The sequence below is a fragment of the Enterococcus sp. LJL90 genome (assembly GCF_056924355.1).
Genome location: NZ_JBXPBQ010000001.1, coordinates 162,080 through 186,074, shown reverse-complemented (window position 1 = coordinate 186,074; position 23,995 = coordinate 162,080). Strand labels below are relative to the sequence as shown.

Genomic DNA, 23,995 nt, shown 5'->3' with positions numbered 1-23,995 from the left:
CTTCCTTTTTCTACATAAAACTAAGGGGTTCATTGTCGATTGATAAATACAAGCCCCGCTGCTGTTCCTTCTGCGATTCACTGAGGATTTTTTCCAAAGCCTCAGCCAAATGCGGTTCTTGTTTGTATTTGATAATCAGTTGATAATAGTAACGATTTTTAATTCGGGCAATGGCTCCGGGTGTTGGCCCCAAGAAAATGCTATTAGGACCAAGAGCCGCTTGCAGCTGACGCGCCACTTGGAAAATTTTGCGAGCAGCGACTTCCTCTTCAGGATGATTAGCGGTAATTTTCACCGTGAAATAATACGGCGGGTAACCGCCGTGATGCCGCACCTTCATCTCTTGTTGATAAAAGGCTTCGAAATTTTGCTGTTCCGCCAGCTGAATACTGTAGTGCTCTGGATTAAAGGTTTGAATCACTACTTCACCGGCTTTATGGCCCCGACCAGCCCGGCCGCTGACCTGAGTCAACAGCTGAAACGTGCGCTCACTGGCCCGAAAATCCGGTAAATTTAAGGCCGTGTCGGCATTTAACACGCCGACTAAGGTCACATCTGGAAAATCCAATCCCTTGGCAATCATCTGCGTGCCTAATAAAATATCTGCTTTGTGGCTGCCGAACTGCTGCAGAATTTTTTCATGGGCACCTTTGCGTCTAGTCGTGTCGACATCCATCCGCAAAATCCTGGCAGCTGGCAAAAGAGTTTGCAGCTCTTCTTCTACCTTTTGCGTGCCAGTCCCGTAATAACGAATTTTATCTTCGCCGCAATTAGGACAGCGGTGGGGAATCCGTTCCTCATGACCGCAGTAATGACAGCGCATCGTTTTGGTATCCATATGTAAGGTCAACGAAATTTCACAGTTGGGACAAGGCAAGACATATCCACAATCACGACACATTACAAAGGAAGAATAGCCCCGCCGATTTAACATCAGTACACTTTGCTCGCCTTTGTCTAAGCGATCAACTAATTTTTCCAGCAAAATACTGGAAAAAGAGCTGGTATTTTGTTTTTTAAATTCGTCCCGCATATCGATAATTTCAACAGTTGGCAACGTGGCCTGAGCATTGCCCCGCTTTGTTAAGCGAAGCAGCTGATAAACATTTTTCTGAGCCCGTGCTCGGGATTCTAAAGATGGCGTCGCACTGCCTAAGACCACCGGACACTTGTGATACTCTCCCCGCCAGATTGCTAAATCGCGGGCGTGATATTTTGGCGTCTCTTCTTGTTTGTAGCTGGCTTCATGCTCTTCATCGATGATGATTAAGCCGAGATTGCTTAAAGGAGCAAAGACAGCCGAACGGGCGCCGACTACGACTTGGGCTTCCCCCCGTTCAATCTTGCGCCACTCATCGTATTTTTCCCCTTGGGACAAGCCGCTGTGGAGCACGGCAACTTGTTCACCGAAACGGCCTTTAAAACGTTCCACCATCTGCGGCGTTAAAGAAATTTCCGGCACCAGCATCATGGCGGTTTCTCCCCGCTCTAAAACTTCGGCAATACTTTGCAGATACACTTCGGTTTTACCGCTGCCGGTGATACCTTCTAATAGGAAGACTTGCGCTTGTTTTTGCGCTTTGGCAGCTAAAATTGCATCGACGGCAATCTGCTGTTCAGCATTTAGCGTTAAGGCTGTCGTCTGAGTAAATTCCCGGTCTTTAAAAGGGTCCCGGTAGCTTTCAATTTCTAAAAAACTCAGCCAGCCCTGTTGTGCTCCTTGATTTAAGACAGCAGTCGTCAAGCCTTGTTCTTTATACCATTTGACAGACTGCTGCTCTGTCACAGCCAACAGCTCAATCAGTTGAATCTGCTTTAGCGCATTTTTTCTCAGGCCGGCATGAATTTCTTGTAACTGTTCCAGCGTGGCTTCCCGTTTCACAAAGCGTTCTGTTTTAACTTTATTTTTTTCATTAACATGATAGCGAATATCAACCTTGCCGGCTTTCCGTAAGTCCAGCAATTCTTTTAAAATCCCCCGCTCCTCTGCCTCCTCCCACATGATTTCTGTAAAATTCGGAAAGAGTGCAGCCACTTGAGGGTCTTCTGTCACAGGCACGATACTCTTGTGGTACTCGGCCTTTAACACACTGGGTAGCATCGTTTGCAGGCAAGTAATTTTAAAGGAAAAAGTTTGTTCCTTCATATAATCTGCCAAGGCCAGCTGCTCAGTATTTAAAACGGGCGCTAAGTCCAGCGTCCGCACAATAGATTTCAAGGAAATTGCCGAGGTCTCAGGGGACGAATCTTTGATTGCCACAACAAAGCCCTGCAGATGCCGATTGCCATTTCCAAAGGGCACTTCTACCCGCATGCCCACCTGCAGCGTCTCCGCTAAAAAGGAGGGCAGAGCGTAGGTAAAAGGCTGGTCCGTCTGCATCGTCGGCACATCGACAATCACTTCTGCTACTTTTTTCAATTGTGGGCCACCTCCTCGTTTTCTTTTCATTATACCTTGTCTTAGCTGTGCCGTTAACTAGAAACCTCTGCTTATCAGATGCTCCATCTAGCCTTAAAACGCACAAAAGAGGTTGCGCCACAAGACTTCGCCAGATGAAATTTCAACCCTGATTGCTTTTGTCCAGTGGTCCATAGGGAAACAGACAGGCAATGCCTGTCGCCTAAATCCCAATTGGTCCTTGTCACAAATTTACAATACTTCCCAGTATAACTAGGAACGGTTCGGAAATATCCCTCTGCTTTTGCTTGTGTCACAACCTCATTTATTGCCTGCTTTATCTTTGTTCGTCGCGAATTTTCGCTTCTAATTCTTTTTGTTCCCGATCTTTTTGCGCTTGACGGGCTTCTTGTTCCATCTTCAAGCGTTCCCGTTTTAATTCAGGATTTGGATCGCTGACCACATTGCCGGAATCAATTTCTTCCAAGGCTTGGCCAACGCTTTTAACAGATTCAAAATTGTCGACAGTGGCCTGCGCACCAGCATCTAATTCATGGGCCCGTTTGCTAGCCAAAATCACTAGGGAATACTTTGAGTTGACTTGATCCAAAAGTGAATCAATTGAAGGTTTTAACATCATAATTTTTAAATCTCCTTTAGCATTTTTACATATCGGCCAATTACCCGGTTCACACGGAAATGCTCACTGGCAATAATATCTTTAATTCTGGCAACCGCCAGTTCAACTTGATCGTTGACCACTGCATAGTCGTACAAAGCCATCATCTCAATCTCGGCTTTGGCAACTTCCATCCGTTTTTCAATCACTTCGCTGGCATCGGTGCCACGATTGACAATCCGTGATTTTAATTCGGCTAAATCCGGCGGGGTTAAAAAGATAAAGACACCATCTGGTACTTTTTCCTTCACCTGTGCTGCCCCTTGGACTTCAATTTCTAAAAAGACATCCTTGCCTTCATCTAAAGTTTGATTGACATAAGTTAAAGGCGTGCCGTAATAATTGCCGACATATTCGGCATATTCCAGCATTTGACCGGCTTCAATCATCGCTTCAAATTCTTCACGACTGCGGAAATAGTAATCTACGCCATCGACTTCTCCCTCCCGCATTTGACGCGTAGTCATTGAGATAGAATATTGAAAGTCATTGTCATCACTTTCAAAAATCGCTTTGCGCACTGTTCCTTTGCCGACTCCTGAGGGGCCAGACAATACTATTAATAATCCACGCTCTGTCATGAGGACGTCCTTTCATTGGCTAATCTTTTTTCGTTTTATCTATTTTGCACTTTTTCCAGTGGTTTTTCAAGGTTTTCTTTTCAAATTGAAAAAATCGCTAGAATCCCATTAGAAGCCCATGTTAGAAAGGGCATTCACGACTCCCATAATCTCGTCATGGCGTTTGATATCCTTATCGATTGGGTCAGCCACTTCATCAATGTCAATGCGGACGATAAAATTGCGATTTAAAACAATTTGCGTGCCGTTATTGATTAAGATATGTAGCTCCTTGTCTGTCACTTTGGCACAGGCGTCCTGCCAGGTTTCAAAATCCGGCAGCTCTGAAGGGATACTTCTTTTGACTACACTTTGGCCGTTTGCTTGGTGGAATGTCACATCATAGTATTTCATTTTGGTTCCTCCTGAATTTCTGATTTTTATTCAACATTTTGGACTTGTTCGCGAATTTTTTCCAAAATAGTTTTCATTTGCACCACCCGATTTTTAATTTCAATCGGGCTTGATTTGGAACCAATCGTGTTGACTTCCCGATTCATCTCTTGAATCAGAAAATCTAATTCTCGACCGACTGGCTCTGCCTTGGTCAATAAATCTGATAAGCTTTCCAAATGGATGGTCAAGCGGTCCAACTCCTCATGGATGTCGCCTCTTTCAAGCAGCAGCGCCATTTCAGTCAGAAGCCGGTCTTCGGCTACATGATCCTCCAGCCAAGTTTTCAGCTTTGTTTCAAAACGCTGCCGAAAATCAGCTTCAAATTCGCTGACAAAGCTAGCCAAATCCTCTTTAATCACAGTGAAATCCTGTTGATATTGCTGTAGTACCTTTTGAATACCCACGCCTTCTTTTTGGCGGCTTTGATCCAAGCTGGCAATTGCTGCTTGCACTGTCGCCAACAGCAGTTCTTCCAATTCTGCAGCTTGATTGGTTTCCACAACTTTAATGTAATCCTCTTGGGTGACTAAACTTGGCAATAAGGCTGCCGCCAAATTTTTAGTCTCAATCTGGCGATCCGTTAAGCCGCTGTCTAAGCGGTGCAGCAACTGATCCAACAGCTCCCATTGAACCTGTACTTCTTTGCTGCCAGCCCCAACTTCCCGCAGATTGATATAAATTTCGATGCGCCCTCTTTGAATCTGCTCCTTCACCAATTGGCGAATCGAAAGCTCAAAAGGGTTGACTTGCTTCGGCGAACGAATCTGAACATCTAAAAATCGGTGATTGACACTCTTCATTTCAATATCCAACTGATAATGCTGATCTGCTTGCAGGGCTTTACCAAAACCTGTCATACTTTTCATAAACCATGGACCTCCTTATTAATCCATCGCCTTAATAGCTGCTTGCAACGCCTTAAATTCTTCATTAGATAAGGTGACGCCTTTACCCATCTTTTCATGATCTGGTGCCCAATCCCGCAAATCAAATTTTGCCGGGCGACCATTCCAACTGATTAAATTTAATTCTTTGCGCCAGCCCTTCGGATTTTCCGATAGGACAGCGATTTCTTCTAAGATTTCATAGGAAAACTCTTCTGCCATTGTTGTGATCCTCTCTTTAAATAAATTAAGTAGCAAACAAAAAATGCCATTAAAGGGTTGCGCTGATAGGCTTGCGTCATCAAGGGAATAATCGTCTCATCTGACACTTGCCGGGCCGCCGATAATAACCGGTTTACCTGTTCCTCATCAGAAAAGGCCGCCGCTTGGTAATACTTGGTCAGCCACTCGGTAATCGACAACTCTTGATATAGCTGAACCTTCTGCCCTGCTAAATTATTCAAAATTGCTGCCTTCATTGTAGCATAATCATAAATTTCTGTCGGGGCTACCGCTGTGTAACGGGCCGCCGATTCCAAGAGACAGCGGCCAACTGTTTCCCAGACGACTTTTTGACCGTAAATTTTGCTGAAACGGTCGAGAAATTCTTTGCGCTCCATTTTTTTACCGGGGATAGCTGCCGTAAATTCCTGATAAAACTGCTGCCACTCTTTTTCCAAATCCTCCTCAGGCAAAAAGCTGTACCAAAAGCCCTGCAAATTGCCTAAACATTTGCGGGTCTCTAAATAACCTAACGTTAAATTACTTTGGGATCGCTCCGGTGAAAAAAGTAAAAATGAACCCAAACTCCAAGGCGAATGCAGGGTAAAAAGATTGACGCCTTCTGGTTGGCGCACCGGTTTTGTCAGCCCCGGACCTTTAATGTCCACCACAAAACAATCCGTCGCTCCCTTTTGATAGGCAATGTCAACAGGAATATTGTTGCGATAACCGCCGTCCATATAATAATTGCCGTCAATTTCCTGGAGGGCCATCGCCGGAAAAAATGAAGCCGAGGCCAACAGCCAAGAAACCCAGTCCTTTTGAAACTCTGGCTGATAGCTGATGCGGGTCTCCCGCAGTCCAGCAATCGCCGTCGTTACAAATTGAAAATCAACTGTTGTCTCCCGCATTTTTTCAGCATCGTATAAATCCAGCAAGATGTTCCGCAGCGGCTCCGCCGAAACGCCGCGATTTTTGATCGCCGATGTCGTCAAAGAACCGATTTGACTCAGTAGACTTGGCAAGTTTTCCGACTGCTCGCTAGCTTTCGGAAACACCAGTACATGATCCGTCGACATTCTTTGCCACAGGGTTTTGGCAGCGGCCAAATCCCCCTGTGCAAATAGCGCCCCATTCAAGGCTCCTACTGAAGCTCCCGTCAAAATCTGAATCGGCACATGGCTTTCCGTCAGCGCCATCCAAACACCAACTTGATAGGCGCCGTGGGAACCGCCGCCACCAAAAACTAAGGCATTTTTATAAACGAGTTTTTTGCTCAAACCGTCAGCGGTCTCTTGAAAGCCCGCTTGTTTAAAAATATCGTCTTGGAAAGACACCTGCCGCTGAGAAAAATCTATTATCAAGGTCTTTTTGAAAAAAGAGCGGGCAACTTGTTCTACCACTCTCAGCAATTGTTTTTGCGAGCGGCAGCGGAGCACTAGCAGATTATCAATAATCAAGGACTCTGCTGTTTTTTGATAAGAGAAAAAGAAATGGCAGCTGGCTGTTTCCACAACAGCCGCCAACTTTCCTGACTGGGCTATAAGCTTACGACGTGCTTCGCTGTGGCTGCCAAAAAAAGGCCAAACGAGTTGGCCTTGATTTAAACGATTTTTCCATTGAGTGGCTTCTGATTGATAAAGTGGCGAAAACTTCATGTCCATCTCCTAGCTCTTCATTTGGCAGTTACTTTTTTAATTAATCTGCAACTAATACGTGTTGGCACTAATATCAAAGGCCGCCGTCATATCTGATGTAGCATCTGCAATCGGGGTTACTGATGCCAACTCACCTTGAACGATTAACCGATTGGTGCCGGCGCCATCGCCACAGGTCAATAACGTGACAATCGTTCTTCCGGGAACATCATCTAAGACATAGGAATCGGTCGGCTGCACGATTTCAATATTGTAAATAGTATAGGTATAAATATTTTCTAAGTCAGTCAGATAAATGATTTCACCTTCAGAAACTCTCGTTAAAGGACGGAATAATAAATCAGCATTGGCGGCACGGTGACTGGCCAGCCCGTAATTGCCTTCTCCCATCACTTGATTTTCTTTGGTGGTGCCAGCCCCATAAAAGAGGGCATTGTACTCAACCCCTTTAAAAATCGGCAGGTTAATCCCCACTGAAGGCACTGCTACCGCTCCGATGACCGCAAAATCCGAATCTGAAAATTGGTCTTGGATAACCGCCTCCGTGCTAATGGCGGAAACCTGATCATAATCAAAGGTCGCCTGGGCATCCTGATTTTCAACGATATCGTCCCGCGTATAATTACCAATTGAATATTGCTCGGTATTGCGGGCCATTAAAAAATCTTTAATCTGCTCATTAAAAACTAACGCCAGGCCGGCAACTAGCAACAGCAGCAGAAAAATATTCGACAGCCAGCGGAGCACCGGATTGCGTTTTTTCCTTTTGCGGGTTGGCTGCGGCCGTTTAGCCGAAGCTTTCTTTTTCTTACTCATGACCGTTCCTCCTGTCGATTGCCCTTAAGACAACCAACGTTTTCTTATTGGTATTTTACCACATTTCCTTTAAGATTTCGTAAAACTGCGCTTGTCAGGGAATAGTCTCACAGCCTTGTGAAAAATTTGAAAAACTAAAAAAATTTCCTTCACAAAAACTGAAATTTAATTTTCTTTTTTCATTCGCCGCCAATTCTTCCGCAAAATCGTCAGCTTAATGATAGAATACTGTTGACTTTTGTCTCCTTTGTAACAAAATCTTAAAAGAAAAGAAATACCTAATTTAATGAAAACAAGGTAAAATAGAATTAGCATAATCTAGGATGGGGAGGGGTTTAATTGAACAGCAATATTTGTGTCCACATCGACACATTGAATAACACCGTTTTAACGCGGGGCATCTATGCCAGCGACTTTTTTGCTGCCATCACCCACCAGCCTAAGAATTTATTATTATTAGATACCGCGACAACTATGGGGGAATTTGAATCTCATACCGGTATGAAGATGATTAAAGGGACCGAGGCCGTCATCAATTACGGCCAGCAATGGCAACGGCGGGGACCCAGCAGCCAAAACAAGTGGATTGATTTTAATGATGTGACGATGCTCAAGGAATTAACACCGATTGAAATTTCTGAATTATTGTATCTCGGTCACACACAGCATCCGCTACGTTCGCCGTTTTTTTATAAAATGCAAAATAATTTTGTCTACTTCGATGGTAGCGGCTACTTCAGCAAGACCTATTACCGCTACTTAGATGAATTTTTCCAAGTCTTGGCGAAAAAAATCACGACAATTTTACAGCCGCGGGTCAATGAACGCCGCTCGATTTTTCGCCGCAGCAGCGCTGTTGAGCCGATTCCAACAAGTCAGCTGAAAACCTTGAAGCACCTCTTTCAGGAGGGAATTTCCTTTAGCTTTGATAAGGCGGAATACACCAATCAATTATTTAAAATACCCATTTACGTTGTGGAAGATCGCTTCTGGAAGTCACAATCAGCCCAAGCAAGTGAGCAGCTAGCAGCTTCGATTACTTACAACGCCAATGAAAAAAGCTGGCAAATCGCCATTGAAAATGACGATTTAAATTATTTAATCAACCAAAATGCAAATTAATTACTCGCTAAAGCATATTATCTGTGATAAAGTAAATGCATAATTAAATACAACTTTGCAAAGGGGAGCCCTTGTGGCTGAGATTGAGTAATACTCTAAACCCTCGTACCTGTTTCGGTTATTCGAGCGTAGGAATTGTAATGGTCAGACGACACGTCCAACCTCTTCTTTGCATAGACCAAAGGAGAGGTTTTTTATGTCGAAAAAAATGGATATTCGTGTGTGGGTCGAAGGAACATTGGTGGCGGCCATGGCAATGGCCTTGTCTTTTATTCCGTTGCAATCATTAAACGCTAGTTTAGATTTATCACTGGGAATGGTCCCGTTAGTTTTGTATTCTTATCGCCGCGGCTTAATCCCCGGCCTAACAGCCGGCTTTGTCTGGGGCCTTTTAAGCATCGTCTCCGGCAACGCACTGAAATATATGGTATCAGTACCACAAATTATTTTTGAATATCCCTTCGCCTTTGCTTTTGCCGGCATGGCGGGCATTTTCGCCCGCCAAGTACAGCAGGCTATCAGTGCTGACAAAACAAAAAAAGCCATCACATACGTTGTGATTGGCGGCATTGTCGCAGCCTTTTCCCGCTGGTTCTGGCACTTTTGGGCAGGCGTATTCGTCTGGGGCGCTTACGCACCCGAAGGCATGAGCCCTTACTGGTATTCCTTCACGCTAAACGGCGCCAGCTTTTTAATGAACGCCATCTACATCGCAGTTGTTTTAGGCGTGTTGGTTTCAGTAGCTCCTTCATTGTTTGTGGTGAAGACTGCACCGCAGGTTTTTTCGGCGAAGAAGTAAAAAAATCCTTGCTTTCAATTTGGTGCACTGCCCTCAACAATTTTGATTTCTTGAGGGCAGTGCTTGCCAATAAAAGCAGGGATTTTTTATGTTCGATTGTCATATACTCGGGCTGTTATTCGTGCAGGAATTCCTTCTGGACCTAGCTCAACGGTTAATAGTTGACCAAAATTACCATTTTTAGCAGCCACATCTAAAGTATTATAAATTTCGATTTTTTAGTTGACATACTCCGCAGCAGTGGCCAATTTTTCTAAACCTGCCGTCAATTCTTCCTCGACCTGTTCCCGATCCTTTACGTAGGCATAGTTTTCCGGGATATCCGCATAGGAGACGATATTTTCTCCTTAATAAAATACGGGCTCACTTTCATTTGTCTAAGCTCTCTAAAGCCCACGGGTGGATTGCAACTTGTTGGATATAGCGTACCCTTTTGTCCAGTTCGTACTCAAGCTGTCTTTAGAAAATCCCGCCCCCACCAATTTCTTGCGAATTTTGGCGATTAGCTGTGAAAGTTGGACCAACCGTGAATTTGTCACTTCACCAGGCCAAATTAGCTGACTTAACTGTTCTCGATCAATAAAACTGCCCTGTGCATTAAACAAAATAATAAATACTTTCCGCTCATTTTTGGATAAGCTATCCAAAAATTTCTCTTGGCGAATCTCAATACTTTGCTTTGAGATTCGCTCAGCTAAAGTTGTTTCAGCTTCCGTCATGATATCTTTTAACTCAATTAAAGAAATATTTTTTCTGATTCTTTTTAAAACCCCAAATTCCTCATGTTCAACAGTATTCTTCGCTGTATTTTCCTCAGTTACCTGAAGTAAAACAGCATCTGCAGCCTTTGTCGCAGCAATAATTGGTTGGATTTCTTCTTCCAAAAAAATAGTTTGACTAATTATGATAATGGTGAAAATATCCAAATACTTCTGCCCTCGTCTCTTCAAAATACTCTCAAACATGACTTTCGAGCAAAAAACTTCATATCCCAATAGTTGAAGTTTATTTTGAAAATCTGATTCTGATAAAACATCCTTCGTAAGAATCCCTATATGTGCCACCACAACACCTCCTAAAAATTTACCTTTTTTACTCCTTGCTATTACAAAACTTTAAAAAAAAGCAAACATCTACCGATTTTTATTTATCTATGACTAATTATCAAAAATAAGAAATATCATTTTTGATATGATTCACTAATAATTTTAAAAGCTTTACAATAAAGTGTCAATTTATATTTGGCCGTTTTAAAGTAATATTTTTTTATATTTCTATATTTATAATTAATTGCAATTATTTTCATCCTTAAATATTCTGTGTACCCTCTCAGATTATAGCAACGAAAAACTGCAATAAAAGCAGTTCCTAAGATAACTATTTAAAAAGTTAAAAGTATTTCCTTTTGAGGAAGAAATCCTCTCCCATTGCAAATACTGAAACGTTTAATCAAATTCCCAGTTCTATTAAAACTGCAGCCGCTAATTTTTATTATCTTATGATCGAAAAAATTTTTCTTTTTATGTAACTAGTTGACACACTGTCCTGTTCTAAGTAAAATTTTTTCCTTTCATCTCTTCCGTCAACCAATCAAAATCCTAAAACTTCTATTTATATATAGAAAAAAACTGCTCAGTTACAAGCAGTTTTCAGGTGATATATTTTATGATAGGCTGTTCAGTTAGGACTTTAAAATACTCCCCACCTGAATCCAAACTTGCCATGATCGTTTGAAAATCCTCAGCCTGTTGAGGGTTTTTAATTGGAACAAAATCGTAATTGCCTTGTTTGGTTCGGTAACTATAAGCCCATGGATTGCCGGCTGTCAGTTTAGTGCTGTAGGCTTTCCCGAAGACAAGATATTTCATATCTGTAAATGGAAAGAAATGCAATTTGGCCTCAGCCAGCCATTCCATAATTGAGAAAGAACCGATGCCTTTCTCATTCAGCCAATATATTTGATAATTGTAAACGGGAAATAATTTCAGAAATTGCTGGGCTTCCCCATTGTTTACTGGTACATATGGGCCGAAATAACCGGGGATAATCGCTTCTTGAACAATTTGCAGCCAATACAAATTTTCAAAAAAATCAGGTTCAACGGTTAATTTATCGGTAAAAAACTGTTGGACGAACTGCTCTTTTTCCTCCGTTAGAACGGCATCTTTATTAAATGCCGTCAACAATCTTTGCTGCAAGTCCGTTGCGCTTAATGGTTGTAGCATCCTCTTTCGCTCCTTTGCCACCTCAAGCAAATCATCCACTGAAAATTTGTAAAATGCAGCCAAAATTCTAAGGCTGTGCAAATCTGGTTGGCTTTTATCCAGCTCCCATTTGGAAAGGGTTTGGCGGGAGATTTTTAATTTTTCAGCAACCTCTGCTTGGGTTAAATTGTGTTCGCTGCGAATCTTTTTTAATTGTTCACCAATGGTTACTGTCATCTTAAACTGCCTCCAATCAAGTTTTCAAGGACTATTCGGGCAAAAATTCATTGCAGTCGCTTTTGAGCTGTGCAACAAAACGTTGCTTTCTTGATTTAACTATAAACTAGCACAAAGAACAGCGCAAATTGCTTGTGAAGAAGTAGATTTCTTCCTTTGAAAATCATTTAAAAATTTTGAAGAAGTCTGCTAGTCACTTCTTTCTCTATTTTTTGTACCTTCTAAACAACTTCCGTAATGAAACGGAAAATTTTTACATACTAAAAGAAAACGCTTTCTGATATGCTTTTTCTATCTAATGAGACATTTTTTTAGTCTCGTGCTTTAATAATATTTTACTCATTTATCTTAAGGAGGACCACTATGAAAAAAGCACTAATTATTTGCGCCGGCGGAATGTCTTCATCCGTCATCGCCAAGAAAGCAACTGATTATTTCAAAGAACAAGGGAAAGAGATTGAACTGGATGCGACTTCCGCAACGCAAGGGGCCACAAAGATTGCTCAAGATGAGTATGATTTGTACTTGGTCAGTCCACAAACCAAGATGTATTTTGACAATTTGAAAAAGGCAGCGGACGGCAAAAATAAGCCAATCACTAATATTCCGCCGCAAGCTTATGTTCCCATTCCCATGGCAATTGAAAAACTGGCAGCAGTCGTTGAATCAAACCTCGCTTAAGGACTGATGAGCATGTTAACCAAAAAAGAAGTGCAGGTTTTGAAGCTGATGTATCAAAACCGACATACCTTCCAGACTAGCCAAGATTTAGCAGCACAACTCTTTTTATCCGATCGGACTGTGCGAAAGTATCTGCACAATATCAGCCAGTCGCTAGAAGAAAAAGGCCTTGCTTCAATCCAAGCAAAAAGAAGCCTCGGTTATCAGCTGCTAGTTACGCAGGAGAAGGAATTCGAGGCATTTTACAAACGAATTGTCACTGATTTCCCGACAACAGCAGAGTTGCGGTACAGCAGTGAAAGCCTTGACCGCCAATATTATATTTTGAGTCAGCTTTTCTTTGAAGAAAAAGAAATCTCCTTGGACTCCCTCAGTGAAGAGTTATTTGTCTCCCATTCAACTTTGTCTAATGACTTGGTTGAGATAAAAAAATTGCTGAAACCTTACACAATTCAACTCAAATCTAAGGAAAAGCGCGGGTTCTATTTGGTGGGGCGGGAACAAGATTTCCGGCGCTTTATGATGAATTACTTTTTTATGAAACGCTGGCATGACAATATGTATAATTTTTCCACTTATACAAACCTATTAACTGGCATCAGCGTTGAAGAAATTGTCATCATTGTCTTGGATGAATGTCGGGATGCCCATTTGAAACTGTCAGATTTTATCATTTACAATTTGGTGTTGCATATCGCCTTAGCGCTTAAACGGCTGCAAAATCATTTCAAAATTGAGCAGTTGGCCGAGATGTCGCCAAATCATGGATCAAAGGAGTACCAAACGGCTTTGAAAATTGTCCAGCGTTTGGAAAAAAGTGCCTCCCTCACTATTCCCAAGGAAGAAGCTGAGTATATTGCGCTTCATCTGCAAAATGATTTGAGCTCTAAGAAGGCCTTTCAAAAAATCCCCTTCAGTGAGACTGATGTCAAGGCACAAATTAGTTTAGCTATAGAAGGGATTGAACAAGCGACTGGTTATCAAATCAGCCAGGATAATATTTTGCTGGACGGTCTCTTGATGCATTTTACACCGCTACTCTTGCGGCTAGAGAATCAGAAGTCATTGGAAAATCCATTGCTGCCGGAGATTAAAGAACGCCATGGCAGCTTGCTTAACTTAACAATTCACTACTTTTCAACAATGCCAGTATTACAAGGCTATCAGATTTCTGAAAACGAATGGTCTTATCTTACTATCCATATTTCTGCAGCTGTCGAACGCTTTTTCAACGCACAAAAAACGCATGTCTTAGTGGTTTGTGCCACCGGCTTAGGCAGTTCGCAAATGCTCAAGAGTCGCTTGGAGCACGAATTAGGTTCCAAAATTATCATTGAAAAAGTCTGCAGCTATTATGAAGTCAGCCAAGAGGATGTTGCTAAAGTCGACTTGATTATCTCCTCTATCAATTTACCTAATGTTATCTATAATGTGCCGATTGTCTATGTCAGCGTCTTTCTCGATGCGGCGGATATCGAGAATATCAACCAAAAGCTGGCGAAATCACAACGGCAGCTGTTTACCCAAGAACTCATTGCAACAAGCCCCAATGAACAGCTAGAGAAAACGGCGTTGATTGATAAATATTTCCAAGCGGATTTATTTTTCAGATTTGAGCAGGTACAAACAAAGGATAGCGTATTGGAGGAGTTATTGGCTGGCATTCAAAAACAGGAGAATCAACCGGTCATTGCTTCTTTAACAAAACAATTGGAACTAAGGGAAACTTACAGCTCCGTCGTATTTTCAGAATTTTTAGCGGTGCCCCATCCGATTGAGGCAATCACTGATGATTCGTATGTGGCGATTGCCGTTGCTCCTAAAGGAATTACTTGGTCTGAAAAGGCGCAAAACATTCAACTGGTTTTTCTGCTGTCTCCTGATAAATTAGGCCAAGGCAATTTAGAGCTGATTAGCCAATTGCTGGCTGAAATTATTGAAGATGATCAGCTGCGACAGGCTTTAGTTGCCAGTCAAAATTTCCAAGAATTTAAAGAAGTATTTACTCAAGGGGTTTTATAAAAGGAGGGATATTTAAATGGAGTCAGAAAAAATTCAAGAGGTGGCCTTTGCTATCATCCTTGATAGCGGTCAGGCCCGGACCTTGATTCACGAAAGTTTTCAGCTGATGCGTACCGCTCATTATTTGGAGGCTCAAGAACGCCTAGATCAAGCAAATGATGCTTTGGTTGAAGCCCATAAAGCCCAGACCAATATGCTGCAGGAATATGCTAGCGGAACTAAAATCGAAATGGAAATCATCATGGTTCACGCTCAAGATCATTTAATGACGACGATGACCTTGAAGGAAGTGGCGCTTGAAATGCTATTTTTATATCAGAAAGGAGGGGAAACCGTTGCGTAAATCTACCCACAACAGCCAACGAAAAGCAACTGCTGCTCGTAATTTCCGCTACAATCGCTTTTTAATGCTCCGTTATTTTCTCGCAATTTTATTTTTTGCCAATCTTTATTGGGGCGTTTTCTTGCTTGCGAGCGGAAGTGTCTTTAGTTTCTTACCTATTGTCTTATTGCTTTTGACCATTCCAGCTATCTACGAGCATGTCAGATTGTATGGAGATAAAACTGAAAACATCACGTCAGAATTAAAGTTCAATTTACTCTTTCATTACAGTCAAACCGCCGTCAACTTAGTTTTAATTTTAATTACCTTGACCGGTGTTGGCTACCAACAAGCTTTTATCTTTTTAACAAATTCAGTGGCCGCTAAAGGCTTTATCATTGCAGTTCTGTTGATTGGGCTAGCCTTGTCTTTGAGCTGTATTCGGCGGATTCAAAAAATTCAACACCAGCGGGACACTCATTACCACTATTTACAAGAATTAAAAGAGATGAATTAAAGAAAGCGGGGAAGAATAATGGAAAATTCTAACAACAAGATTTTTAATTTCTTTGAAACAAAATTGATGGGGCCTCTAGGGAAATTTTCCCAGTTTAAATTAGTGCGGGCAATTATGGGAGCCGGGATGGCGACAATTCCCTTTACAATTGTCGGCTCAATGTTTTTAGTATTAAATGTGCTGCCACAGGCTTTTCCAGCGCTAGAAGGCATCTACAATGCCACTCTTTTCAAATTCAGTGAACTTTACATGTTAGCCAATATCACCACTATGGGGATTTTAGCTCTGTATTTCTGTTTAGTTTTAGGCTACGAGTACACTAAAATTATTGCTGCTGATGACGGCCTAGAAATCAATCCTATCAATGGCGCTCTCTTGTCAATGTTTGCCTTCTTTATGACAATCCCACAATTTGTTATCACAGACGGTATTTTCACAAAAATTAATTCTACAGAAGACAGCATCATCAATGGCTGGGCAATCGGTGGTGACGGTGTTGCCCGCTTAGGGACCTCAGGAATTTTCACGGGGATTATTATGGCGATTGTCGCTGTTCAATTGTATCGTCTCTGTGTCGCGAAAAATTGGGTCATCAAAATGCCAGAGGTTGTACCGGCTGGCGTTTCTCGGGCCTTCACTGCCTTGATTCCAACTTTCGTGATTGCTTTTGTTGTGATTATTTTTAACGGCATTATGATTGCCTTAGGAACCGATATTTTCCAAGTCGTTTCGATTCCTTTTGGCTTCGTAACCAACTTGACCAATAGCTGGTTAGGCTTGATGGTGATTTATTTCCTAGTTCATGCTTTATGGTTAGTCGGGATTCACGGTGCGAATATCATCTTCTCCTTGTTGACGCCAATTACTTTAGCAAACTTAGCTGAAAATGCTGCTGGTGCTCATATTCCATTGGCAGGTGAGTTTAACAACGCCTACGTAACAGTCGGTGGTTCTGGAGCAACTTTAGGCTTTGCTCTGTTCTTAGTGTATTTAGCTAAATCTCAACAGTTGCGCGTATTAGGACGGGCAGCAATTGTACCGGTACTCTTTAATATCAATGAACCATTAATCTTTGGGGTGCCGATGATTTACAATCCATATTTAGCAATTCCCTTCTTCTTAGCACCAATGGCTTCTGCTTCTATCGCTTATTTTGCCATTCAATTTGAATTCATCAAACCGATGATTGCTCAAATGCCTTGGCCTTCACCAGTTGGTATCGGTGCCTTTATCGGTAGTGGTGGTGACTGGAAAGCGGCGGTAGTTGCGTTCATCTGTGCGATTGTTGCCTTTTTAATCTACTTCCCGTTCGCTAAAACTTACGATGCGAAATTAGTTAAAGAGGAACAAGCAAAATTAGCTGCCGAAACAAACGGCGAAGCTTAATCCAGCAAAATAGCTAAAGGACCTCAGAGCCAGCACTCGGCTTTGGGGTCCTTTTTAAAATTATAAGAATAAGTAGCGCACTTCCTAGTTGCATTGGACTAAAAGCCTTTAAATCCTAGTCTTTCATGGGTATACTTTTGATAAACAGCAACTTAGTCTGGAGGTTTAGTTGATGAATCTAACTGAACAAAGAAAAAAGAGACACTTAACGCAAAATGATTTAGCCCAAAAATTAAACATCTCCCGTCAATCCATCTCCAAATGGGAAACCGGCGAAGCAACTCCTACGATTGAAAATATCATTCGTTTGAGCCAGCTTTTTGAAATCTCGATAGATGAATTATTGACGGGCTTGCCCTATTTAGAACTCCCCTTTTTTGTCGGTAGAAAAGGTAGTAAACGAATTCTCGTCGGACCAATTATCTGGGGATTGCTGGCCGCCGTTTTTGCTTTAATGACCAGTGAGAACTTAGGTCTAGCTTTACTAGTTTTCCTGATAATCTTCAGCTTTGTTCTATTTTTATGCTACCCGCCAACTTTTAATCAACATTATAATTATTGGCAGTTGGACAAGCAATCCATTACTTATCTCCAAGCAAACAGTTTCTCAGAAAATTGTCGGCACATTCTAGCAATCCTCTTTTCAAAAGAGGCAAAATTAGAAAAAAAGCTTGCCTTAGCTGAAATTCAAGCAGTCACTATCTGCTATCAAAAACGACCACTCCAGCCTGAGCAAACTCTCTATTATGGTTTCGTCGCCTACTTGTTTAAAAGTTTTCAAGAACCATTTTATTTGCAGCTGCTGTTAAACTCTGGTGAAAAGGTTATTTTGGATTTGCGCCTAGATTACACGCTCAGTAAAAATTCTTATAAACACTTGAACAGCTTAATGAACTTTTTTAAACAAAAAGGAATTACCATCAACGACCCTTACCAGCTAATCCATGCAGATAAAAAACAGAGCTTGCAACAGTATTTTTATGCGGATTGATAAATTGAAATGTGGGTAATCGGGTCGGTGTCCCCTGGATTTATTCTATCATTTCTATTTATTGACTAACAATGTATCCTCTTAATCATAACTGTATGTCTAGAAAAAATGCAGTATCTTAAAAATGATAGTATTTACCAAGCACCAAAGTTTTTAAGTACTGACTGATCCGTCAAAACCTCAAAAAAGCGGCCTTCAGGGTCGAGTGTTGTCAAAACTTTTTCAAAAAGCTGGGCCTTTTCTGTACTGGAAATAGTCACAACATCATAATTATCAGTCATCGTTCGGTAACCAAAGGCAAAAGAGTTTTTTTGAATTTTTTTCGAGTTGCTGATGTTGCCGAAGACTACGGATGACATCTTTTTAAAAGGAAAGTAATGAAGTTGTTCCTTTCCCAACCACTCGATAACATTGAAGTAGCCGATTCCCCGTTGATTCACCCAATACACATTGTAATTATAAATAGGGAATAACTTCAAAAATTCCTTAGCCTGTTCAGTATTCACATATCGGCTAAAAAAACCAATTGCTGTGGAGAGACGCTCAACATCTATCCAATAGAGTTCTTCAAATTCTGAGCGTTCCATCAATGGCTCTACAAAGTTTTTTTGAACAAATATATTTTTCTCAGTAGAGAATTCTGCCTGATTTAAGAAAACACGGATTAGTTCTTTTTGGAAATCTTCCTTTTTCAATACTGTCAACATCCTCTTTCGCTCCTTTGCCACCTCAAGCAAATCATCCACTGAAAATTTATAAAATGCAGCCAAAATTCTGAGGCTGTGCAAGTCTGGTTGGCTTTTATCCAGCTCCCATTTGGAAAGGGTTTGGCGGGAGATTTTTAATTTCTCAGCAACCTCTGCTTGGGTTAAATTGTGTTCGCTGCGAATCTTTTTTAATTGTTCACCAATGGTTACTGTCATCTTAAACTGCCTCCACTCAAGTTTTCAAGGACTATTCGGGCAAAAATTCGTTGCAGGGGCTGTTTTATCCCGCAACGAAATGACGCAAACTGATTTTCTCAGCCTTTCCTACAATCAAAATTGTACTTTTCTTTTTACACCTTGTCCAAAGACAAAAAAACAACCTCAAAGGTCTACCAGCTGGTTCGACCTTTGAGGCTTTTTATGTTTCAGCTTATTTTTTTGTTTCAAAAAGTGGGCTGACTGGTTTGTTTTCGTGGATGCGTTTGATAGCATCAGCCATTAATTCGCCCACGCTGATTTCATCGATTTTGTCGATTTTGCGGTCAGCAGGTAAATTGATTGAATCTGTCACAACTAAACGTTCAATAGCGGAGTCTTGAATCCGTTCGATGGCAGGACCAGAAAGAACGGGATGTGTACAAGAAGCATAAACCATTTTAGCGCCAGCTTCTTTTAAAGCATTGGCAGCTAAGGTAATTGTGCCGGCAGTATCAATCATGTCATCGATGATGACACAAATTTTACCGTCAACATTTCCGATAATGTTCATGACTTCAGCGACGTTTGCTTTCGGACGACGTTTGTCGATGATTGCGATTGGTGATTTCAAGTATTCAGCTAGTTTACGGGCACGGGTTACGCCGCCGTGGTCTGGAGAGACAACAACCACTTCATCGCCGCCGATACCTTTCTCCATGAAATAGTTGGCAATCAAAGGAGCACCCATTAAGTGATCCACAGGAATATCAAAGAAACCTTGAATTTGTGATGCGTGTAAATCTAAAGTCAGCATGCGGTTGGCGCCGGCTTTTTCAATCATGTTCGCCACTAATTTAGCGGTAATTGGTTCACGGGCCCGCGCTTTGCGGTCTTGTCGAGCATAGCCATAATAAGGCATGACCACGTTAATTGTTTTTGCACTGGCACGTTTTAAAGCATCAATCATAATCAAAAGTTCCATCAAATTGTCGTTGACTGGACTGCTAGTAGATTGAACGATGTAGACGTGGGAGCCACGAATACTTTCTTCAATGTTGACTTGAATCTCACCATCACTAAATTGGGTGACTGATGATCTTCCTAGTTCGACTCCAACTGCTGCTGCGATTTTTTCAGCTAGGGGTTTGTTAGAGTTTAGTGCAAAAATTTTCAACCGTGGGTCAAAATAATGTTTCGACATGGTTACCTCCACTTTCTATTTTACAAGGGCATTTTTTCATACACCATACATAGTAGTCATTTTCCTACAAGAAATCAAGGGCTTCTTAATCTTTTAGCGAATCATTTAAATAGGGGAACTTTTTAGCAAAATTTTCTTTATTAACTTGGCGGACACGACCAATTCCCATACCATTTGCTGGCACATCATCGGTAATCGTTGAACCGGCAGCCGTAATCGCATGTTCACCAATTGTTAATGGTGCAATTAGATTCGAGGCCGAGCCGATAAAGCTGTTGTCACCGACGATAGTTTGATGTTTATTTTTTCCATCGTAATTGACAAAAACGACACCACAGCCGACATTGATATCTTTTCCGAGAATCGCATCCCCTACATAAGTCAGATGTCCAACTTTAGTATCTGCGCCAATCGTTGCCTTCTTGACTTCAACAAAGTTGCCAATGTGCACCCGCTCGCCAATTTCCGCCTGCGGCCGCAGATGAGCATATGGGCCAATATCCGCTGCGTTTTTCACAATACTTTCTTCAATCACGGAGGCATAAACCTTTACGCCATCACCAATTTGGCTGTCAACAATTCGTGAATGGGCGCCGATTAAACAATCTTCGCCAATTTTCGTGGTACCTTGTAGCTGAACGCCGGCTTCAATCACTGTATCTGAGCCAATTTCAATATCTGCATCCACATAAGTTGAATCAGGATCAATAAAACTTACCCCGTTAACCATGTGTTGGCGATTAATACGAGCCCGCATCAAGCGATTGGCTTCCGCCAGCGCCATCCGGTCATTCACACCTAAGGATTCCTCAAAATCCTTCGTTTGATAAGCTGCGACAATTTCGCCATCCGCTTTTAAAATCTCAATAATGTCGGTTAAATAATATTCACCTTGGGCATTGTCGGTGCCAATTTTTTTCAGCGCTTCAAAGAGTTTTTCATTGTCAAAACAGTAAGTCCCCGTATTGATTTCAGTCACTCGAGCCTCTTCGTCAGTCGCATCCTTTTGTTCCACAATCCGGTCCACAATGCCAACATGGTCACGAATGATTCGGCCATAGCCAGTCGGATTCTCGGCATCAGCGGTTAAAATCGTCGCACTAGCCTGCTTCCCTTGATGATATTCAATCAAATGGTCCAAAGTTTCTGCTGTCAGTAAAGGTGTGTCGCCACTGATTACCAAAGTGGTGCCTTGCTTGCCTTCTAAAAATTGGGCCGCCTGCATCACAGCATGTCCTGTGCCTAATTGCTCCGCCTGTAAAGCATACTGACTACGCTCACCTAATTGCTCTTGAACCATTTCTGCGCCGTGACCGACAATTGTCACAATTTCAGTCGGCTTGGTTTCAATCACACGATTGATAATGTGTTCCACCATCGGTTTGCCTGCCACCGGATGTAAAACTTTATATAACTTTGATTTCATGCGGGTACCTTTTCCCGCTGCCAAAATAATTGCGTAACGATTTTCCAAAATATTCACTCCTGCTTTTTAGTTTGCTGCTATTATTATACATGAATCTGCGGGCCTTGGCTTGCAAAAAGCGGATGAAGTTGCTTAAATTACTTCTATTTAAAAGGAATAGGAGTTGAAAAAATGTTGTTTGAATAGTCTAGCAATCAAACGATTCTTTTATTGTTAAATTGCCGGCGCTATTTTTTTGAAAACTAGTTTTAGAAGCCCCAGTTGAACGCAGCTTGCACCAAAAAAATAGGCAATCACTCCGGCGAGTAATTGCCTATTTACAATTCTTATTTCATGTTAAAGATTTTTTCTTTTTTCCAGACAGCTAGCGCCATCAAGGTTATAGCAATCCCAAAAGCAATGTAGATAGCGTCATTGTTTTCTTCGCCTGTTTGCGGTAATTTGCCGGTGTCGTCTGGCGTTTTGCCAGTGGCAGCAGCAATCGTCATGGTGACAAATGGTTGCTCAGATGTAAGAGTTGGAAGATTCCCAACATAAAACTTATTCAAGTCTGAAATCATTTTTTCACTCGGCTGATAAGCATAGCTGATATTGACGGTTCCTGCTTGCAGAGCAGTCCAAGTCCCACTATCTGAAACATTCAGGTAGGTGGTATCATAACCTAAAACATAAGTTCCATCAAAGGCGACATCGCCTTCGCCGGTAAAATCAACCGCCATAGTAAAGGTGCCAGTATCACCAACTGTTACCAACTCAGGTGCTGTTAGTGTCATTCCTCTTGTTATGGTCCAACCATCAGCAACATCAAGCTTTTCTAGAGAAGTCATCGTCACTGAACTTAAGCTAGCCGTTGAAGCTGGTGGCTCAATGCTATTTGCTGTTAAAGCCGTTAACATTGTCGCATCAGGTCGATAGCCATACTCAACAATAATTTGTCCGGCTTTTAAGGCTTTCCAATTACCATTTGCATCAATCTCAATCATGGTTTCATCATAGACAAATTCATATGAACCGCTAAATTCGACATCCGTCAAATTGAAAGCAAAGTTAAAAGTACCCTCATCACCTATTTCAACAACAGGATTTTCAGAATCAAATACATTAGCCACAGACATAGTCAATCCTTCTGAATAGACAGCTGTACTAGTATCATTCGTGCCATCTCCAACTCGCATCAAATACCCCAACGTCCCCGTTGCCGGCATATTTTCTTCACCGAAATACGTTTGCATACTTGCCAGTGTTGCCTCAGTTGGAATGTAGCCGTAATTGATTTGGAAATTACCGGCTTTTAAAGCCGTCCAATTGCCATCTTCATCAATCGTTAAGGCTGTTTCATCGTAATCCCAAACAAAAGTTCCAGCAAATGTAACTTCTTGATTATTATTGCCTTCTTGCAGCAAGCTAACTTGCGGATTAAACTTACCTGTATCACCAACTACAACATTTTGAAGTGGTGTTTCAATTGTCATGCCATAGCTATAGACCGCATTTTGATCAATTGCTGCTCGAATATTTAATTCCAAAGAAGGTTCTTCTTGTTCTTCTTCGGCAGCTTGTGGGGCAATTTCAGCCGTTCTTTGCGTTGCTTCTTCAACAGAAGAATTAGTGGTTGCTTCTTCACTAGAATCAGTAGTCGCTTCTATCTCTTGCGGAATATAACCGTACGAGACTTTGGCGGCTCCTTTTGCTAAAGCCTCCCAAGTTCCGTCATCCGCAACGGTGATTAATGCTGGATCATAGCTGAAATAATAACTACCATCATTAAAGACACCTTCATCTTCAAAACTGATATCAAATTTGCCGGTGTCGCCAACGGTAATATCACTTACTTCATTGGTCATGGTCATGCCATCAAAAAGCACAGCTTCTTTTTCCACTACTTCGATTGGCAGAGTAGCCGGTGCTTGACCAGCAGTCTCTACATCCGCTAATGCACTCTCCATGCTTTCATTTGGCAGATAGCCATAAGAAATTTCTGTTTGTCCAGCAGCGATGGCTGTCCAATTGCCATCAGAGTCAATCTCTAATAAACCAGCTTCGTCTTCAAAGACATAGCTACCGTCAAATTCCGTTTCACCCAAATCAAAATCAATCGCAAATTTGCCGGTATCACCGACGCGAACCGTTTCAAGTCCTCTTAAGGTCATCCCTTCAGAATAAATTTGCGCTTCTTCTTCATTTAATTCATCCGCTAATCCGTCTTCAACAATTGGACTAATTGCTGTACTTTCCGTGGTACTTGTTGTTTCGGAAGTTGTACTAGTGGACGTTCGAGCAGATCTGGCTGCTTCAACGCCGCTCACCTGGCTGCCCACAACGGCGCCACCAACAATCAACCCTAAACAAGCAAGTGTTGAAAATAGAAAAATCCCTCTATTCTTAGACATTTTTCTCCCCCTTTTTTTCCTTTATAACCTCAACAAAAAATGATTATTTAAATTATGTCATATGTATTATCGTACCATGTTAACGCTTCTACTATCAATAGCAGATTTCATTTATTATA

At 41.7% G+C, this 23,995-nt stretch carries 22 protein-coding genes and 1 riboswitch; of the genes, 8 read left to right on the top strand and 14 right to left on the bottom strand.

Going from position 1 to position 23,995, the window contains the following annotated elements; translation table 11 throughout:
- Positions 1-10: 10 nt before the first annotated feature.
- From priA to AC1Z3S_RS00830, 8 genes are all read right to left on the bottom strand, one after another.
- On the bottom strand, positions 11-2,419 hold the full coding sequence (gene priA / locus AC1Z3S_RS00865) for a primosomal protein N' (protein ID WP_461738762.1): 2,409 nt from the start codon (positions 2,417-2,419) through the stop codon (positions 11-13).
- 316 nt (positions 2,420-2,735) lie between these two features.
- On the bottom strand, positions 2,736-3,038 hold the full coding sequence (gene rpoZ / locus AC1Z3S_RS00860) for a DNA-directed RNA polymerase subunit omega (protein WP_265459977.1): 303 nt from the start codon (positions 3,036-3,038) through the stop codon (positions 2,736-2,738).
- A 5-nt stretch (positions 3,039-3,043) separates the two neighbouring features.
- Complete coding sequence (gmk, locus tag AC1Z3S_RS00855; protein WP_265459978.1) at positions 3,044-3,658, bottom strand: guanylate kinase; 615 nt, start codon at positions 3,656-3,658, stop codon at positions 3,044-3,046.
- Between the two features lie 108 nt (positions 3,659-3,766).
- Positions 3,767-4,051 (bottom strand): hypothetical protein, encoded by a 285-nt coding sequence (locus AC1Z3S_RS00850; protein ID WP_265459979.1) that lies wholly within the window; start codon positions 4,049-4,051, stop codon positions 3,767-3,769.
- A gap of 26 nt (positions 4,052-4,077) precedes the next feature.
- Positions 4,078-4,959 carry a YicC/YloC family endoribonuclease gene (locus AC1Z3S_RS00845; RefSeq protein WP_461738761.1) on the bottom strand — a complete coding sequence of 294 codons (882 nt, stop codon included), beginning with the start codon at positions 4,957-4,959 and terminating at the stop codon, positions 4,078-4,080.
- An 18-nt stretch (positions 4,960-4,977) separates the two neighbouring features.
- A complete protein-coding gene (locus AC1Z3S_RS00840) occupies positions 4,978-5,199 on the bottom strand; it encodes a YdbC family protein (RefSeq protein WP_265459981.1) in 222 nt (73 codons plus the stop codon).
- Positions 5,169-6,863, bottom strand: coding sequence for a patatin-like phospholipase family protein (locus AC1Z3S_RS00835; protein WP_461738760.1), 1,695 nt, complete (start codon positions 6,861-6,863; stop codon positions 5,169-5,171). Before AC1Z3S_RS00835 ends, AC1Z3S_RS00840 begins: the two co-directional genes overlap by 31 nt.
- A 45-nt stretch (positions 6,864-6,908) precedes the next feature.
- Positions 6,909-7,673 carry a class A sortase gene (locus tag AC1Z3S_RS00830; RefSeq protein ID WP_461738759.1) on the bottom strand — a complete coding sequence of 255 codons (765 nt, stop codon included), beginning with the start codon at positions 7,671-7,673 and terminating at the stop codon, positions 6,909-6,911.
- Between the two features lie 339 nt (positions 7,674-8,012).
- Between AC1Z3S_RS00830 and AC1Z3S_RS00825 the strand changes: the two genes are divergently transcribed.
- Together AC1Z3S_RS00825 and thiT are read left to right on the top strand one after the other, a co-directional pair.
- Positions 8,013-8,795: a hypothetical protein gene (locus tag AC1Z3S_RS00825; protein ID WP_461738758.1), complete on the top strand. Its 783-nt coding sequence runs from the start codon at positions 8,013-8,015 to the stop codon at positions 8,793-8,795.
- 51 nt (positions 8,796-8,846) lie between these two features.
- A riboswitch (TPP riboswitch) is annotated at positions 8,847-8,947 on the top strand.
- A gap of 44 nt (positions 8,948-8,991) precedes the next feature.
- Positions 8,992-9,594, top strand: coding sequence for an energy-coupled thiamine transporter ThiT (thiT, locus tag AC1Z3S_RS00820; protein WP_461735884.1), 603 nt, complete (start codon positions 8,992-8,994; stop codon positions 9,592-9,594).
- Between the two features lie 386 nt (positions 9,595-9,980).
- Here thiT and AC1Z3S_RS00815 read toward each other — a convergent pair whose 3' ends face one another.
- Positions 9,981-10,658 (bottom strand): helix-turn-helix domain-containing protein, encoded by a 678-nt coding sequence (locus AC1Z3S_RS00815; RefSeq protein WP_461738757.1) that lies wholly within the window; start codon positions 10,656-10,658, stop codon positions 9,981-9,983.
- A gap of 585 nt (positions 10,659-11,243) precedes the next feature.
- A complete protein-coding gene (locus tag AC1Z3S_RS00810) occupies positions 11,244-12,035 on the bottom strand; it encodes a helix-turn-helix transcriptional regulator (RefSeq protein ID WP_461738756.1) in 792 nt (263 codons plus the stop codon).
- A 363-nt stretch (positions 12,036-12,398) separates the two neighbouring features.
- Here AC1Z3S_RS00810 and AC1Z3S_RS00805 point away from each other — a divergent pair, with 363 nt between their 5' ends.
- From AC1Z3S_RS00805 to AC1Z3S_RS00780, 6 genes are all read left to right on the top strand, one after another.
- On the top strand, positions 12,399-12,716 hold the full coding sequence (locus AC1Z3S_RS00805; RefSeq protein ID WP_461735888.1) for a PTS cellobiose transporter subunit IIB: 318 nt from the start codon (positions 12,399-12,401) through the stop codon (positions 12,714-12,716).
- A 12-nt stretch (positions 12,717-12,728) separates the two neighbouring features.
- Positions 12,729-14,738, top strand: a complete 2,010-nt coding sequence (locus AC1Z3S_RS00800) for a BglG family transcription antiterminator (RefSeq protein ID WP_461738755.1) — start codon at positions 12,729-12,731, stop codon at positions 14,736-14,738.
- 16 nt (positions 14,739-14,754) lie between these two features.
- The gene (locus tag AC1Z3S_RS00795) at positions 14,755-15,081 is read left to right on the top strand and encodes a PTS cellobiose transporter subunit IIA (RefSeq protein ID WP_461735890.1); all 327 of its coding nucleotides are present in this window, start codon (positions 14,755-14,757) and stop codon (positions 15,079-15,081) included.
- On the top strand, positions 15,074-15,577 hold the full coding sequence (locus AC1Z3S_RS00790) for a hypothetical protein (protein WP_461738754.1): 504 nt from the start codon (positions 15,074-15,076) through the stop codon (positions 15,575-15,577). The genes AC1Z3S_RS00795 and AC1Z3S_RS00790 overlap by 8 nt, the downstream gene beginning before the upstream one ends.
- A gap of 18 nt (positions 15,578-15,595) precedes the next feature.
- The gene (gene celB, locus AC1Z3S_RS00785; RefSeq protein WP_461735892.1) at positions 15,596-16,963 is read left to right on the top strand and encodes a PTS cellobiose transporter subunit IIC; all 1,368 of its coding nucleotides are present in this window, start codon (positions 15,596-15,598) and stop codon (positions 16,961-16,963) included.
- A gap of 172 nt (positions 16,964-17,135) precedes the next feature.
- Entirely contained in the window at positions 17,136-17,954 is an 819-nt protein-coding gene (locus AC1Z3S_RS00780) for a helix-turn-helix domain-containing protein (RefSeq protein ID WP_461738753.1), read from the top strand.
- Positions 17,955-18,088: 134 nt separating this feature from the next.
- Here AC1Z3S_RS00780 and AC1Z3S_RS00775 read toward each other — a convergent pair whose 3' ends face one another.
- The 4 genes from AC1Z3S_RS00775 to AC1Z3S_RS00760 form a co-directional block, all read right to left on the bottom strand.
- Positions 18,089-18,877: a helix-turn-helix transcriptional regulator gene (locus tag AC1Z3S_RS00775; protein ID WP_461738752.1), complete on the bottom strand. Its 789-nt coding sequence runs from the start codon at positions 18,875-18,877 to the stop codon at positions 18,089-18,091.
- 214 nt (positions 18,878-19,091) lie between these two features.
- Positions 19,092-20,060 (bottom strand): ribose-phosphate diphosphokinase, encoded by a 969-nt coding sequence (locus AC1Z3S_RS00770; RefSeq protein ID WP_461735894.1) that lies wholly within the window; start codon positions 20,058-20,060, stop codon positions 19,092-19,094.
- An 85-nt stretch (positions 20,061-20,145) separates the two neighbouring features.
- Positions 20,146-21,534: a bifunctional UDP-N-acetylglucosamine diphosphorylase/glucosamine-1-phosphate N-acetyltransferase GlmU gene (gene glmU, locus AC1Z3S_RS00765; protein ID WP_461738751.1), complete on the bottom strand. Its 1,389-nt coding sequence runs from the start codon at positions 21,532-21,534 to the stop codon at positions 20,146-20,148.
- 278 nt (positions 21,535-21,812) lie between these two features.
- Positions 21,813-23,876, bottom strand: a complete 2,064-nt coding sequence (locus AC1Z3S_RS00760) for an LPXTG cell wall anchor domain-containing protein (RefSeq protein WP_461738750.1) — start codon at positions 23,874-23,876, stop codon at positions 21,813-21,815.
- Between the last annotated feature and the right edge of the window lie 119 nt (positions 23,877-23,995).

Excerpts from the sequence above, each read along its gene's own strand:
- rpoZ (WP_265459977.1), bottom strand. The coding sequence starts at position 3,038 with ATGATGTTAAAACCTTCAATTGATTCACTTTTGGATCAAGTCAACTCA.
- gmk (WP_265459978.1), bottom strand. The coding sequence starts at position 3,658 with ATGACAGAGCGTGGATTATTAATAGTATTGTCTGGCCCCTCAGGAGTC.
- AC1Z3S_RS00850 (WP_265459979.1), bottom strand. The coding sequence starts at position 4,051 with ATGAAATACTATGATGTGACATTCCACCAAGCAAACGGCCAAAGTGTA.
- AC1Z3S_RS00845 (WP_461738761.1), bottom strand. The coding sequence starts at position 4,959 with ATGAAAAGTATGACAGGTTTTGGTAAAGCCCTGCAAGCAGATCAGCAT.
- AC1Z3S_RS00840 (WP_265459981.1), bottom strand. The coding sequence starts at position 5,199 with ATGGCAGAAGAGTTTTCCTATGAAATCTTAGAAGAAATCGCTGTCCTA.
- AC1Z3S_RS00835 (WP_461738760.1), bottom strand. The coding sequence starts at position 6,863 with ATGGACATGAAGTTTTCGCCACTTTATCAATCAGAAGCCACTCAATGG.
- AC1Z3S_RS00830 (WP_461738759.1), bottom strand. The coding sequence starts at position 7,673 with ATGAGTAAGAAAAAGAAAGCTTCGGCTAAACGGCCGCAGCCAACCCGC.
- thiT (WP_461735884.1), top strand. The coding sequence starts at position 8,992 with ATGTCGAAAAAAATGGATATTCGTGTGTGGGTCGAAGGAACATTGGTG.
- AC1Z3S_RS00810 (WP_461738756.1), bottom strand. The coding sequence starts at position 12,035 with ATGACAGTAACCATTGGTGAACAATTAAAAAAGATTCGCAGCGAACAC.
- AC1Z3S_RS00805 (WP_461735888.1), top strand. The coding sequence starts at position 12,399 with ATGAAAAAAGCACTAATTATTTGCGCCGGCGGAATGTCTTCATCCGTC.
- AC1Z3S_RS00800 (WP_461738755.1), top strand. The coding sequence starts at position 12,729 with ATGTTAACCAAAAAAGAAGTGCAGGTTTTGAAGCTGATGTATCAAAAC.
- AC1Z3S_RS00795 (WP_461735890.1), top strand. The coding sequence starts at position 14,755 with ATGGAGTCAGAAAAAATTCAAGAGGTGGCCTTTGCTATCATCCTTGAT.
- celB (WP_461735892.1), top strand. The coding sequence starts at position 15,596 with ATGGAAAATTCTAACAACAAGATTTTTAATTTCTTTGAAACAAAATTG.
- AC1Z3S_RS00780 (WP_461738753.1), top strand. The coding sequence starts at position 17,136 with ATGAATCTAACTGAACAAAGAAAAAAGAGACACTTAACGCAAAATGAT.
- AC1Z3S_RS00775 (WP_461738752.1), bottom strand. The coding sequence starts at position 18,877 with ATGACAGTAACCATTGGTGAACAATTAAAAAAGATTCGCAGCGAACAC.
- AC1Z3S_RS00770 (WP_461735894.1), bottom strand. The coding sequence starts at position 20,060 with ATGTCGAAACATTATTTTGACCCACGGTTGAAAATTTTTGCACTAAAC.
- AC1Z3S_RS00760 (WP_461738750.1), bottom strand. The coding sequence starts at position 23,876 with ATGTCTAAGAATAGAGGGATTTTTCTATTTTCAACACTTGCTTGTTTA.